Below are 13,671 nucleotides of genomic sequence, written 5' to 3'. Positions count from 1 at the left end.
CCTCGCCCGTTCGGCGGAAAAGAAGAACGCGAACTTGCAAACCTCAGTACCGCGCCGACTTCGACTTGGGCGTCGCACCCGGCTTGCGCGTGCCAAGCGCCTCACGAGCCCGCGCACGAATATAGCTGCGCAGTTGCAGAAGTTCGCGATCGGTCAGGCTGTCGAACCGCGGCATGCCGTTGCGTAGCAGCGCACCGTCATGGACGACCGAGCGGAACGCCGCCGCGTCGAGCGGTATGGGCGATTCCCGCAGGTCTGGCGCCGTGCCCCCCGCCACCGCCTCCTTACCGTGGCACAGCGAGCAAGTGACGTAGAGCCCCGCCCCCGCCTTCACGTCCATCTCGTCGAGAACCATGGCCGGATCGTCGGTTGCGTGGACCGATGTGTCGGCCTTCTGGACCGGCGGCAGCTTGGCCTTGCCATCGAGCGCAAAGGCGAGCAGCCGCCGCGGAGCGCCGTACTTCCATCCCACATTGTTGCCGCCGACCGGCGCCGCCCCGCCGTAGCCGGACAGGATCGCAAGGTACTGCTTGCCGTTCACTGCATAGCTGATCGGCGCGCCCTGGAAGCCGTGCCCGGCATTGAACTGCCACACGCGCGCGCCGCTCTTCGCGTCGTAGCCGCTGAACAGGCCGTCGGCGGTGCCCTGGAACACCAGCCCGCCTTGCGTCGCCAGCACGCCACCGTTCCAGAAGGTCGGCAGCTTGACCTCCCACGCCTTTGTCTGCCGTACCGGGTCCCAGGCGAGCAGCCAGCCGGTGCGATCGTCGGGATGCTCGTCGATCAGCGTCATCGCGCCCGCCGGGTTCACCGCGGTATTCGTCGGCTGCCCGACCGTGCTGGCGGCGAAGCGCAGGCCCTGGTTTTGCGCCGGCATGTAGACCAGCCCGGTCTGCGGGCTATACGCCATCGGCTGCCAGTTGTGGCGGCCAGCGGGGCCCGGATACATGTCGAAGCCGGCCTTCTCGTAGCGGATGCCCGGCCGCTCCACCGGGCGCCCGGTCTTCAGGTCGATGCGATCCGCCCATGTCACCTTGCCGGTCTTCTCGGCCGAGATCAGCTTGCCGGTCTGGCGGTCCAGCACGTAGAAGAACCCGTTGACCGGCGCGTGCAGCAGCACCTTGCGGGGTTTGCCGTCGATCTCCAGCGTGGCGGCAACGATGTTGGCGGTCGCCTTGTAGTCCCACGCCTCGCGCGGGTTCTCCTGGTAGTGCCAGACGTACTTGCCGGTTTGCGCATCGAGCGCGACGATCGAGACGAGGTAGAGGTTGTCGCCATCCCCCGGGCTGCGGATCTGCGGATCGTAGGGGCCGGAGTTGCCGGTGCCGATGTAGACGCGGTTGAGTTCGGGATCGAAGATCATTGCGTTCCAGGCCGTACCGCCGGTGCCGGTCTTCCAGTATTCGCCGTTCCAAGTCTTCGCAGCCGCTTCCATTGCCGGGTCGCCACGGTTCTGCTCGGGCGTGCCCGGCACGACGTAGAAGCGCCAGGCCTGCTTGCCGCTCGCCTGGTCGTAGGCCGTCACATAGCCGCGCGAACCGAAGTCGCCGCCGCCGTTGCCGATCATCACCTTGTCGCCGAACGCCAGCGGCGCGCCGGTGCTGTAGTAAGCGCTGCCCGGCGGCAGGGTCGGCGTCGCCCAAAGTTCGCGCCCACTGCGCGCATCCAATGCGATCATGCGCCCGTCAAAGCTGGCGACGAACACGCGCCCGTTCGCGTAAGCGACGCCGCGGTTGGCCGCGAAGTTCAGCCGCATGCGCTCTGGCTCGTGCTTCCAGATCTCGGGATCGTACTTCCACAGCAGCTTGCCGGTCACCGCCTCGACGGCATAGACCGCCGAGTAGGCGCCGGAGAAATAGAGCACTCCGTTCACCGCCAGCGGCGTCGCCTCCAGCGTCACCTCGCCCGGCAGGTCGAGCGACCAGGCCAGGCCGAGCCGGCCAATGTCTCCGCTGTCGATTTCGTCGAGACGGCTGAACCCGCTCTCGTCGACGCCGCCGCCATGGAACGCCCAGTCGGCCGCCGTCCCCATCGTTCCGTCGTCGTGCCTGGTGCTGCACCCGGCAAGCGCCAGGGCTGCTGCCGCGGCGGCCGTGTAGACCCACTTGTGCATGATTATCCGCTCTCCCGTGGTCATAGTTTGACACATGTACAGCGGGGCGCAAGCGGGTGTTGGGACGCTCGCGCGGGCGGGCTGGCGGGCTTCGGCAGGCTCAGCCCGTCCGGTTGTTGTGTTTGACGCCGGTCGCAGCGTTGAACCGGCCACCATCGCCGGTCTATGCCGATCCCGCAAAAGCCTGAAGGTAAGCCGAGTTGGACACCCCCACCCTCATCACCACCAGCACGCTCGAATACCGGGACGCGCTGCCGGACGGCGGCGGGCTGCTTGGGCTGGATCTGGGCACGCAGACCATTGGCACTGCCTTCTGCGACGCAGGATGGCGCATCGCCTCGCCCGGCAAGACGCTGAAGCGCGGCAAGTTCGGCGCCGACAAGATCGCGCTCGAAGTGCTGATCCGCGAGCGTGCGATCCGTGGGCTCGTGATCGGCCTGCCGCTCAACATGGACGGCAGTTCGGGTCCGCGCGCACAGTCGAGCCGCGCCTACGCTCGCAACCTCGCCGCGCTCGGGCTGCCGATCCTGTTGTGGGACGAGCGCTGGTCCACCAGCGGCGCCAAGCGCGACCTCATCGCGCAGGACATGAGCCGCGCCAAGCGGGCCGAACGGATCGATTCGGCCGCGGCCGCCGTGATCCTCCAGAACGCGATTGACGCGCTGGCAGGCGGGATGTTCTAGAGCCTGAACCCGCCCAGGCCGCCGATGGACATTTTGTCCTACCCGACATTTTCCAGTCCGCGTGATCCGGCGAGCCGCCTAAGGCGTTATCTCTCCAACAGCCGAAGCAAGAAGGCCGCCCCGTGCCCGACACCGAACTCGAAAGCGCCGACAAGTGGCGCTGGATCATCCGCTGCGGGTGGAAGGGCCTGTGCCCGCGCTGCGGCGAGGGGCGCATGTTCCGCAAGTGGCTGAAGCTGGCTGACAAATGCAACGTGTGCGGGCTCGATTTCCGATTCGCTTCGCCCGACGACGGGCCGGCGTTCTTCTCGCTGTGCATCATTGCCTTTCCGCTGATCTTCTTCGTCGTCTGGCTGCAGGTGAAGTACGATCCGCCGTTCTGGGTGCACCTGCTGACCTCGTTCCCCTTGCTGGGGATCGGCTGCATCCTGCCGCTCCAGCCGCTGAAGGGCTGGCTGGTCGCCTCGCAATACGTCAACAAGGCGCAGGAGGCAGGAACCGAGGGCCTGTGGTCGAAGCTGAACAAGCGCGACGAGCCATAAGCACGACAACCCGCATGACGATCTGCTAGGCTGCGCATCGTGCACGCGCCTTTCACCCCGCCGACGATCGAGCCCGAGACGCTGATGCTCGCCTATCGCAGCGGGATCTTCCCGATGGCGGACCGGCGCGACGATCCCGAGATCTTCTGGGTCGAGCCCCGGCTGCGCGCGATCCTGCCGCTCGACGGCTTCCACCTCTCGCACTCGCTGGCACGCACGTTGAAGCGCGGGCGCTTCGCCGTAACCTGCAACGCCGCGTTTGCCGATGTGCTCGACGCCTGCGCCGCCCCGCGCGCGGACGAGGAAGGCAGCTGGATCAGCCACCGCATCCAGGCGAGCTACGAACGGCTGCACGCACTGGGCCAAGCCCACTCGGTCGAATGCTGGGAGGTGGCGAACGATGGCACGCGCGCGCTCGTCGGCGGGCTCTATGGCGTCGGCTTCGACCGGGTATTCTGCGGAGAGAGCATGTTCTCGCGCCGGACGGATGCGTCCAAGGTGGCGCTGTCGTGGTTGGTGGCGGCGCTGCGCCTCGCGGGCGTGCAGCTGCTCGATTGCCAATTCATCACGCCGCACCTGGCGTCACTGGGAGCGGTGGAGATCAGCCAGGAGCGTTACCTGCGGCTTCTGCGCCGCGCTCAGTCGGGCTCGTTCCCGGCGGGCTCTTCTTCCGGGGTCGGCGTCGCGGTGGGCGATGGCGCTGGACTAGGCCGAGCCGAGGCGCCGCCGCTTGCGCTGCCCGAAGCCTTCGGCGCGCTCTTGTCGGAGGCGTCATCAGCCGGGCTTTCCTCCTCGCCCGGAAAGCTCATCGCGCACTTCTTGACCCAGACGTCGTAGACCGGGTGCTGCACGACGTTCAGCGCAGGCGAGTTCTTGAACAGCCAGCCCGAGAAGATCTTGTGCCAGGCGAGCTTTTCCTGGGCGGTCGCGCGGTCCTCGACGAAGACCTGCACGAAGGCGCCCTCGTCCGCAGGCTTCTCCCAGGGCAGCGTACGCTCGCAGGAGGCGAGCTTGAGCACGACGTTGCCGATGCGCCGGGTTTCACCCGGCTTCATCGTCACGTCCTGGCTCAGGTTGTTGCGCTTGTTGAGCAGGCCCAGCGTCGCCACGCGGTCCTTGAGCGGCGTGCCGTAATCGTCCTTGCGCGCGGCGGGGGCAGCGGGCTTGCCGCCGGTCTGCGCAATCGCCTCGGGGATGCCGGTGTCCTGCGGCTCGGGCGCAGGCTCACCCTTGCAGCCGGCAAGGGCAACCAACAGGGCCGCCGCGGCGGCGAAGGGTACCGCCTTCAGCAAGAGCGGCTCAGGCGTCCGGCGACCAGGCTTCGTAATCACCCGTGGCTCGCGCACGCTGGCCGCCACGCTCCAGCGCACCTTGCGGGCGATAGGCGTGGCCGGTTCCCGTCGCGTTGGGCGTGAAGTCCACCTCCCAGATCCGCGGCGGCGGCAGGTGGCTTTCGGGCAGACCCTCGACGTTGTGGTGCAGCCAGCCGAACCACTCGGCCGGCACGTTGCTGGCGTCGTTCGGCCCCGAATAGATGACCCACCGGCGTTCGTAGCCCTGCGTGGTCTTCAGCTTGGCAGAGCGGTAGTACTTGTTGCCGAAGCTATCGGTGCCGACGTGCTCGCCAAAGCGCGAGCTCCACAGCGAGGTGCCGATGGTCGCGCCGTTCCACCAGGTGAAGATCTTTGCAAGGATGCTCATCGGGTCTCGCGTTAGCCTCGTTCGCGTGGCTTGCCAAGTTATGCCGGTGCGATCAGCCGGCCTTCTTCGGCAGCTTCCAGCTGACCTTGTCGCCCGGCTTGATACCCAGCTGCTCGGCGCGGCCGCCGTTCAGTTCGAGCACGGCGATGGCCACACCCTCGGACGGCAGCGGCGTCAGGTCGTAGGGCAGCGCGTTGACGATGTTGAGGATACGCCCGTCGGTGCCCACGTAGATGATGTCGAGCGGGATGACCGTGTTCTTCATCCAGAACGAGGGCCGGCGCGGGGTTTCCTCAGGAAACAGCATGCCCTCGTCCGCGCCCATTTCGGTGCGGAACATCAGGCCCTTGGCCTGCTCCTCCTGCGAGGCAGCGACCTCGACGCGGAAGTGGTGCGCCTTGCTCTTGGTCTTCACCGCCAGGTCGATCACCGGCAGGCCGGAAATCGGGTGCACTGCGGGCGCGGCTGCCTTGGCCGAGGCGGCGCTGCCGTCGAGCACGCCAGAGGAGCACGCCCCCAGCAAGAGGAGCAGCGCCGAAAGAGTTGAAATCACGCGCAAAGGTCGTCTCCACTTGCCGACTCGATCCAGTCCTCGATCGCGGCGTGATCGGTCGCTTCGACGATTTGGCGCGCATTGTCGAGCGTGTGACCGGCGCGCAGCATCGCCGCGATCTGCTTCTCGCGCAGAGGGCGATCCGGGAGCGGGTCATGCCACGGACCAAAGCGCCTCCTGCGCGCCAGCGCCGCGGCGGCGCGGCGTGCATCGATCAGCGTCGGCGCCACATCTTGGCGCAGCTCTTCCCCGACCCCCGCCGCTCGCAGCGCTTCGCCGACCCGCCGGCCGCCGTATCCTCGCCGCAGCAGACTGTCCGCCTTCATCCGCGCATAGACCGCGTCATCGACATAGCCCGCTTCCGCGAAGCGCCGCGACAGGGCGGCGGCATCGGGCATGCGCTCACCTTCCCAGCCCCGCTCGCGCAGCTTGCGCACGAGATAGGCCTCCAGCTTGGCCCGCGTCGTGGCGAAGCGGGCAACGTAGGCGAGCGCCAGCTCCTCCAGCTTGGTGTCACCCAAGGGCAACGGTTTGCGACGGTCGTGAGGCATGCTGCCCTATTCGTGCCACAGTCCCCAACGATTGAGGAGGCCCTCTTGCATGAGGAAGAGTGCCGCAAGGCCAGGGAGAACTTGTTTCGCATTCGATTAAACCCGGATAAGGGGCCGCGAAACCATGAAGAAAAGTACAACAACACAGGGTCTTGCCAGATGAACGACACCATCAGACTGGTGCCGGAAACGTCGGAGCCGAAACTGCTCCCCACCCCCAACGCGGACAGCTTGCCTCGCCGCATGGCGGACTTCGCCACATTCGGCGAAGCTCTGGACTATGCCGCACAAGGCGCGCGTGGCTTCAATTTCCATGATCCGCGCGGCACGCTGACCCGCACCTATCCTTATTCCGAGCTGCGTCAGGACTCGCTGCGCGTCGCCCACGCCCTGATCGCGCGCGGCATGAAGCCGGGCGACCGCCTGGCGCTGATCGCCGAAACCGGACCCGATTTCGCCGCGTTGTTCTGCGGCGCGGTCTACGCTGGTGTGTGGCCGGTGCCGCTGCCTCTGCCCACCAGCTTCGGCGGCAAGGAGAACTACATCGAGCAGCTGAGCGTCCAGCTCGCGAGCTCGGACCCCACGCTGCTGGTCGGCCCGGACGAGATCGCCGAGATGACCGCGTCCGCCGCCGCGCGTCAGGGCTGTGAGCATGCCACCTGGGCCGACTTCGCGACCACCGACGCGCCGGCGGTCGAGCTGCCGCAGCTCGGCACCGATGACATCTGCTATCTGCAGTACTCCTCGGGCTCCACGCGCTTCCCGCACGGCGTGGCGGTGACGCACAGCCAACTGCTCGCCAACCTGTCGGCGCATAGCCACGCGATGCAGTTGGAGGAGCAAGACCGCTGCATCTCGTGGCTGCCGTGGTATCACGACATGGGCCTGGTCGGCTGCTTCCTCTCGCTGATCGCCAACCAGGTCTCGGGCGACTACCTCAAGACCGAGGACTTTGCCCGCCGCCCGCTCGCGTGGCTGGACCTGATCACCCGCAACCAGGGCACCACGGTGTCGTACTCGCCGACCTTCGGCTACGACATCTGCGCGCGCCGCATCTCCAGCCAGACCGCGGTCGACCGCTTCGATCTCACCCGCTGGCGCCTGGCCGGCAACGGTGCCGACATGATCCGGCCCGACGTGATGCAAAGCTTCGTCAACGCCTTTGCCGACTTCGGCTTCCAGGCCAGCGCCTTCCTGCCCAGCTACGGCCTCGCCGAAGCGACGCTGGCGGTTACCGTCATGCCGCCGGGCGAAGGCATCCGCGTCGAACTGGTCGAAGAGGAGCGCTTGTCCGGCTCCCCCCGCGATCTCAGCCGCCCTGCCCGCTATCGCGCGATCGTGAACTGCGGCAAGCCGGTCAAGGACATGGAAGTCGTGATCCGTGGCGAGAACGACCAGGTCCTCGGCGATCACCAGATCGGCAAGGTCTGGTGCCGCGGTACCAGCGTCATGCACTCCTACTTCCGCGATCCTGAAGCGACCGCTGCTTGCCTGGTCGATGGCTGGCTGGACACCGGCGACATGGGCTACATGGCCAAGGGCTACCTGTTCATCGTCGGCCGGGCGAAGGACATGATCATCATCAACGGCAAGAACCATTGGCCCCAGGACATCGAGTGGGCGGTGGAGCAATTGCCCGGCTTCAACCACGGCGACATCGCTGCCTTCTCGATCGAGATGGAGAACGGCGAGGAAACGCCTGCCGTGCTGGTCCACTGCCGCGTGTCCGACCCGGTCAAGCGCCTCGAACTGCGCGACCAGATCCGCGACAAGGTCCGCGCGATCACCGGCATGAACTGCGTGATCGAACTGGTTCCGCCAAAGAGCCTGCCGCGCACCAGCTCGGGCAAGCTCAGCCGCGCCAAGGCGAAGAAGCTGTACCTGTCGGGCGAGATCGCACCGTTCGACCTGGCGGCTTGAGGCTGCTGCCAACTCCTCTCCCCGTCGGGGAGAGGAGCTAGGCTACTCCATCACGCAACGCCGGAATCATCATCCGTGCGCGGATCGGTGGGCGCGTCGTCCTTGCGGATGAAGCTGATCTTGCCTTCGGGCTCCAGGATCGCCCAGGCGACCTGATCGAGCGAGGCGATCCCGGCGAGCCGCAGCTGGGCGCCGAACTCGTCCTGGTCGATACCTTCCTTGTCCATGTTGGCGCCCAGAAACCGCCCGTCGCGCACCAGCACCAGGGGCGGGCTCTCCAGCACACCGCGGACCTTGGGAAAGCGGTGTGCCAGCGCGCTCATGGTGAGGCTCCATGCGGCGAAGGTGACGATCGCCAGCGTCGCGCCGGTCAAGGAGAAGTCCTGATGGGTGACGCCCTGCTGGATGAGGTCGCCGGTGACGATCAGGGTGACGAGTTCGAAGGGCGCCAGCTGCCCCAGCTCGCGCTTGCCCATCAGCCGCAGAACGACATAGACGATGATGAACATCACCGAGGCGCGAACGACGATATCCATCAGGGCAGCACCGTCAGCTGGACCGGGAACGCTGTGAGTTCGCGCTTGTCGTCGCGCACCCCGATGCGGCCCGTCTGGCGCCGCGGCATGCCCGGCTGGATCTGCCCGTCGAGCTTCAGGCTGAAGGTCTCGCCCGGTTTCATCTCGCCGAAGTGGTAGGCATATTCGCCGTCCAGCGCCTCGGCGCTCTCGGCATCGGGCGCCACCGTGTCGATGCTCATGCGGCTCCAGAGCGGCTGGTCAACCGCAATCGTCAGGTCCTTGACGGGAGCTGTGGCGCGTACGGTCACCGTGGTCTCGTACCAGTTGCCGCTGCGCACAATCGGATCGAAGATCAGCTGCGCCGAGACGCCGGGCCCGCTCGCCATCTGCTGACGCGAGGCGCCGCCACCCAGAACGCCAGTCAGCGCGGTCGCGATCAGCCCGCCCAGCAGGACGACGACGCCCAGATTGCGCCAGCGGCTGCGCGAGCGCTCGTGCAAGTGCTGCGGGCCGATGGCGAACGGCAGCGCCGCTTGCTTCGTTGAAGGGGCCTGATCGCTGGTCATGGCACCCGAAGCAATCGCGAGGAGCGCCGGTTTGTTCCCGACGCGCGACGAGCCGCTACTTCGCAGGCGGTGCGAACCAGCGCTGCTGCCAACCATAGACCGAGGCTACGGGCGCCCCTTCCCCATCGCGCGCAGGGCGGAAGCGGAAGCGCTCGGTCGCGAGTTGGCAGGTCACGCGATCGGCTTCGGGATCGCGGCTGGCGCGCACGATCCGGCAGCCCGAGACCCGACCGTCCGCGCCGACGGTAAGCGCAACGGTGACTGCGCTTCCGAGCCGCAGCGCGCGTGTCGCAGCCGGGTAGTCGCGCGCCGAGACGATGTCGCCGGCGATCTTGACGGCCTTAATCCCACCGCCGCCACCGGTTCCAGTGCCGGAGCCACCGGCTCCCGTGCCCTGCCCAAACCCGCCCGCCCCGGTGCCCGAACCGCTCTCCCGCGCGCCCGCGTTGTCGGCGCTGCCGGTTCCGGAAACCGGCGGCGCGACGTCCTTTGCGACAGCGATGCGGGGCTTGGGCGCAGTGACCTCGCGCGGACTTGCCTTCTTGCCCGCAGGCGCAGCCTTACCTTGAGGCTCGGCGGATCGTGGCTCGGCTTTGGGCTCAGGCTTGGGCTCAACGGCCGGAGGCGTGATCGCAATGTCGAAGGCGGCGGTGACCGGTCCCAGCACGGTCGCGATGGCACCGGGCGCGAACGCCCGCACGAGCAGCACGATCGCTCCGAGGTGCAAGGCAGCCACGAAGATGCCCACTGCCAGTCGCGTACGCAGCATCGGTCGAGGCTGAGCGAGTGCCATTGCAGAACAGAATATAGTCACAGTTATGCTCTTTACAGCATCGCGGTTTGTGGATCAGACTGCCACCAACAAGAGTACGGGGGAGAATCTGGATGTCCGACGCGTCGCCGACGCCTTTTCGGATCGTGCACGGCGACACGACGCTGGAAGGCTTCGTCCACGCTCCGGCGCATCCCGGCCCACATGCCGCGGTGCTGCTGTTCCCCGGCGCTACGGGCGCCGGCCCCAGCTTCCAGAAGGTTGCGCAGGAGCTGAGCACGCGCGGCTACCTCGCGATCGCTGCCGACATGTACGAGGTCGGGGCGGACATCAGCACGCCACAAGCCGCGGGCGCCTACTTCGAGAAAGTCCTGGCCGATCCGGAATTGCTGCGCGCGCGCGTCGTCGCGTGGTTCGATGCGGTGAGCGCACGCGAGGATGTGGACGCCACGCGCATCGCTGCGATTGGATACTGTTTTGGCGGCAAGTGTGTTTTGGAACTGGCACGCAGCGGAGCGGCCGTAGCCTGCGTCACCAGCTATCACGGCCTGCTCAAGACGCATGCGCCCGCGCAACCTGGCATGGTGAAGGCCAAGGTCGCGGTATGGTCCGGCGGCGACGATCCCTACTCACCGGTTGCAGACTTCGATGCCCTGCGCGCCGAGTTCGATGCCGCAGATGTCGACTACCAGGCCACGCTTTTCGCCAAGGCCAAACACTCGTTCACCGATCCCGACCACGACGGCATGCTGCCGGGCATCGCCTACGACCGATTGGCGCATCAGGTTTCCTGGGCCGGCACGTTGGCGCTGCTGGAGCAATGCCTCGAAAACTGAACCTGTGTCCAATTTGCCGCACCTTGCGATTCTGTTTTTGGAAGAGAGGTTCGGGATTGTGAAAGTTTGGATGAGGCGATAGGAGTATAGTATACATCGTCGTACCACCCGAAGCGGCTGGGCGAGCATAATGGGGGAGTGACGAGCCGGCGCCCGGAGTGCGCAAGGAACAGTCTTCAATACAAAAACAAACCGCATTTCGGTCGCACATCGTGCGCGCACCCGCGCACGACAGACACGCAAATGACATCAGGGAGGAAACAGGATGACTGACAGGCTTTGGAAGTGCGTATTGGGCTCCGGCGTGGCGATGGCCAGCCTTGCCGTAAGCATGCCGGCAATGGCGCAAGACGCGGGCGACATCGTCGTCACCGCACGCCGTACCGAGGAGCGTCTGCAGGACGTTCCGATCTCGATCACCGTGTTCAACCAGGACCAGCTGCAGAAGCGCAACATCGCGGTCGCATCCGACCTCGCGACGTATACGCCTTCGCTCTCGGTCAACACCCGGTTCGGCCCCGAAAAGGCGACGTACGCTATCCGTGGCTTCAACCAGGACGCAGCCGCCGCACCGACGGTCGGCGTGTACTTCGCGGACGTCGTCGGCGTACGTGCGCAGGGCGGCACCGCCGGCGGTAACAGCGTGGGCGCGGGTTCGTTCACCGACTTGCAGAACGTCCAGGTTCTGAAGGGACCGCAGGGCACCCTATTCGGCCGCAACACCACGGGCGGCGCCGTGCTGCTGGTTCCGCAGAAGCCGACCGACAACCTGGAAGGCTATGTCGAGGGCACATACGGCAACTATGACCAGAAGCGCGTCCAGGCGGCTCTGAACATCCCGCTTGCGGAGACATTCAAGGTTCGCTTCGCCGTCGATCGCAACAAGCGCGACGGCTTCATGCGCAACCGCTCCGGCATCGGCCCCGACCGCTACAACGACGTCGACTACGGCTATTACCGCCTCAGCGTCCTGGCCGAGCTCACGCCAGAGCTCGAGAACTACGTGGTGGCGTCCTACAGCCGCTCGCGAACGAACGGATACGCCACGCACTACGAGAGTTGCGACCGCAATCCGAGCACGGCGAACCTGCCGCGCTACTACACCTCGCTGGCGGCGTGCGACCAGATCGATCGCCAGGCTGCCCGTGGTGACGGTCCGCTCGACGTCGAAGTCAGCAATCCCAATCCCGGCATCGCGCTCGACATCTGGCAGGTCATCAACACGACCACCTGGCAGGCCAGCGATTCAATCACGTTGAAGAACATCGTCAGCTATGGCGAGTATCGCGAGAAGTCGGCGTTCCAGCTGTACAGCGACAACTTCTTCGTGCCCAACACTCCGGTCACCCGCGCACTTGCGGCGACTGGCGGACCGGCCGTCGGCCAGCGCTTCGACTACGTCCAGCTCGGCACCCAGCCCGGCTACGACGCCGCTGCCGGGTCGACCACCACCGAGGAACTGCAGCTGCAGGGCCGTTCGAGCGACGGCAAGTTCGACTTCGTCGTCGGTGGCTACCTGGAGTTCAGCCGCCCGCTCGGCTACAACCAGCAGCGCACCGGCATCTACGGCAACTGCAGCGATCCGGGCATCGGCGTGGCAGGCTGCACCGGCGGCATCCCGCTGGTCCCGCTGCCCGCGAACGCCCTGTTCCCCGGTTCTCCGGCGTACGTGCTGTCGGCCGGTTTGATCTCCGAATCGCGGACCAAGTTCAACTTCGACAACCATGGTGTGTTCGGACAGGCGACTTACCGGTTCTCCGACAAGTTCTCGGTCACTGCCGGCGGACGCTGGACGTTCGACAAGATCGTGGGCTATTCCGAGAGCAATCGCTTCACCTACGCCACGTTCCCGGCGCTGGTAGGCGGCTTTACCCGCGTGGTTGCGCGTGGCTGTAACGACAGCCTCAACCACCCGGCCCCTGGTGCGCGCAACGCGACGGCGACCAACACGGTGAACCTGCTGACGAACGGCGGCGACACCTCGGCGTGCGGCACGACGATCGTCAACAAGTCCAACAAGCCGACCTGGCTGATCGACTTCGACTTCAAGCCGACGCCGGACATGCTGATCTACGCCAAGTACGCGCGCGGCTATCGCCAGGGCGCCGTCAACTTCACCAACCCGGGCATCGAGACCGTGGCACCGGAGAAGCTCGACGCTTACGAGATCGGCGGCAAGTTCACGTTCCGCGGCAGCTTCCCGGGCTACTTCAACGTCGCAGCCTTCTACAACGACTTCTCGGACCAGCAGATCTTCGGCGCTCTCGTCGCCAAGCCGGACAGCGGCTTGACCGGTGGTGCGGCTCTGATCAACGCGGGTAAGTCGGTGCTGAAGGGCTTCGAGGTCGATACCGGCGCCACGGCGTTCGACGTGTTCCGCTTCGGTGCTTCGTACACGTACCTCGACACGAAGCTGAAGGAGCTGGTCGTTCCCACGCTCTCGCCGGACAGCCCGTTCCTGCAGATCATCCCGCGTGGCAACCTTGGCGGTCCGCTCACCTACACGCCCAAGCATCGCTTGACGCTGTCGGGTGACATCATGATCCCGGTGGACGAGAGCCTGGGCAAGGTGACGGTGGGTGCGATCTACACCTACACGGCCAAGCAGTTCGTCGATGGCAACGCAGGTATTCCCTCGTTCGACCTGCTGAACCTGAACGCTGCGTGGAACAACATCGGCGGCAGCGGCATCGACGTGGTCGGTTTCGCGACCAACGTCACCAACAAGAAGTACCGCGTCACCTCGGGCGGCGGCTTCGAATCGTCGGGCATCCTCGACTTCGCCTATGGCCAGCCGCGCATGTACGGCGTGCGCATCCGCTACAACTTCGGCTCGTAAGAATAACAAGGCCCGCTCTGCTTGGCAGGGCGGGCCACCTTCCGGCTACCGAGCCGACCTCAGGCCACGCTCTTGCA

13 protein-coding genes and 1 pseudogene are annotated in these 13,671 nt (G+C 66.2%); 6 read left to right on the top strand and 8 right to left on the bottom strand.

Annotation, left to right across the window (positions count from 1 at the left end; translation table 11 throughout):
- Window positions 1–43 precede the first annotated feature (43 nt).
- The gene (locus GV044_RS20180) at window positions 44–2,113 is read right to left on the bottom strand and encodes a PQQ-dependent dehydrogenase, methanol/ethanol family (RefSeq protein ID WP_159874270.1); all 2,070 of its coding nucleotides are present in this window, start codon (window positions 2,111–2,113) and stop codon (window positions 44–46) included.
- 200 nt (window positions 2,114–2,313) lie between these two features.
- Between GV044_RS20180 and ruvX the strand changes: the two genes are divergently transcribed.
- The 3 genes from ruvX (at window position 2,314) to aat (ending at window position 4,175) form a co-directional block, all read left to right on the top strand.
- Complete coding sequence (gene ruvX / locus GV044_RS20175) at window positions 2,314–2,796, top strand: Holliday junction resolvase RuvX (protein ID WP_159874269.1); 483 nt, start codon at window positions 2,314–2,316, stop codon at window positions 2,794–2,796.
- 122 nt (window positions 2,797–2,918) lie between these two features.
- Window positions 2,919–3,338 carry a DUF983 domain-containing protein gene (locus tag GV044_RS20170; RefSeq protein ID WP_201299180.1) on the top strand — a complete coding sequence of 140 codons (420 nt, stop codon included), beginning with the start codon at window positions 2,919–2,921 and terminating at the stop codon, window positions 3,336–3,338.
- 39 nt (window positions 3,339–3,377) lie between these two features.
- Complete coding sequence (gene aat, locus GV044_RS20165; RefSeq protein WP_159874267.1) at window positions 3,378–4,175, top strand: leucyl/phenylalanyl-tRNA--protein transferase; 798 nt, start codon at window positions 3,378–3,380, stop codon at window positions 4,173–4,175.
- 35 nt (window positions 4,176–4,210) lie between these two features.
- Here aat and GV044_RS22455 read toward each other — a convergent pair.
- The 4 genes and pseudogenes from GV044_RS22455 to GV044_RS20145 form a co-directional block, all read right to left on the bottom strand.
- A pseudogene (locus tag GV044_RS22455) lies at window positions 4,211–4,393 on the bottom strand (DUF2155 domain-containing protein); the annotation flags it as partial.
- Window positions 4,394–4,637: 244 nt separating this feature from the next.
- Complete coding sequence (locus GV044_RS20155) at window positions 4,638–5,039, bottom strand: NADH:ubiquinone oxidoreductase subunit NDUFA12 (protein WP_159874265.1); 402 nt, start codon at window positions 5,037–5,039, stop codon at window positions 4,638–4,640.
- A 52-nt stretch (window positions 5,040–5,091) separates the two neighbouring features.
- Window positions 5,092–5,592 (bottom strand): DUF192 domain-containing protein, encoded by a 501-nt coding sequence (locus GV044_RS20150; protein WP_371741660.1) that lies wholly within the window; start codon window positions 5,590–5,592, stop codon window positions 5,092–5,094.
- Complete coding sequence (locus GV044_RS20145) at window positions 5,589–6,113, bottom strand: RecX family transcriptional regulator (protein ID WP_371741659.1); 525 nt, start codon at window positions 6,111–6,113, stop codon at window positions 5,589–5,591. The genes GV044_RS20150 and GV044_RS20145 overlap by 4 nt, the downstream gene beginning before the upstream one ends.
- A gap of 189 nt (window positions 6,114–6,302) precedes the next feature.
- On the opposite strand from GV044_RS20145, the gene GV044_RS20140 reads away from it, so the two are divergent.
- A complete protein-coding gene (locus GV044_RS20140) occupies window positions 6,303–8,063 on the top strand; it encodes a fatty acyl-AMP ligase (RefSeq protein ID WP_159874259.1) in 1,761 nt (586 codons plus the stop codon).
- Between the two features lie 50 nt (window positions 8,064–8,113).
- Here the strand turns inward: GV044_RS20140 and GV044_RS20135 are convergent, their stop codons facing one another.
- From GV044_RS20135 to GV044_RS20125, 3 genes are read right to left on the bottom strand one after another with little or no spacing between them, the layout of a single operon-like run.
- Window positions 8,114–8,599 (bottom strand): DUF421 domain-containing protein, encoded by a 486-nt coding sequence (locus GV044_RS20135; RefSeq protein ID WP_159874257.1) that lies wholly within the window; start codon window positions 8,597–8,599, stop codon window positions 8,114–8,116.
- Complete coding sequence (locus tag GV044_RS20130; RefSeq protein ID WP_159874255.1) at window positions 8,599–9,147, bottom strand: hypothetical protein; 549 nt, start codon at window positions 9,145–9,147, stop codon at window positions 8,599–8,601. The genes GV044_RS20135 and GV044_RS20130 overlap by 1 nt, the downstream gene beginning before the upstream one ends.
- Before the next feature lie 55 nt (window positions 9,148–9,202).
- Window positions 9,203–9,916 (bottom strand): TonB family protein, encoded by a 714-nt coding sequence (locus tag GV044_RS20125; RefSeq protein ID WP_236555140.1) that lies wholly within the window; start codon window positions 9,914–9,916, stop codon window positions 9,203–9,205.
- 116 nt (window positions 9,917–10,032) lie between these two features.
- Here GV044_RS20125 and GV044_RS20120 point away from each other — a divergent pair, with 116 nt between their 5' ends.
- Window positions 10,033–10,755 (top strand): dienelactone hydrolase family protein, encoded by a 723-nt coding sequence (locus tag GV044_RS20120; RefSeq protein WP_159874251.1) that lies wholly within the window; start codon window positions 10,033–10,035, stop codon window positions 10,753–10,755.
- 265 nt (window positions 10,756–11,020) lie between these two features.
- Window positions 11,021–13,594 carry a TonB-dependent receptor gene (locus GV044_RS20115; protein WP_159874249.1) on the top strand — a complete coding sequence of 858 codons (2,574 nt, stop codon included), beginning with the start codon at window positions 11,021–11,023 and terminating at the stop codon, window positions 13,592–13,594.
- Window positions 13,595–13,671 lie beyond the last annotated feature (77 nt).

Origin of the sequence: Novosphingobium sp. 9U (assembly GCF_902506425.1) — a bacterium.
Taxonomy (GTDB): Bacteria; Pseudomonadota; Alphaproteobacteria; order Sphingomonadales; family Sphingomonadaceae; genus Novosphingobium.
This window is presented reverse-complemented; position numbering and strand designations above follow the sequence as displayed.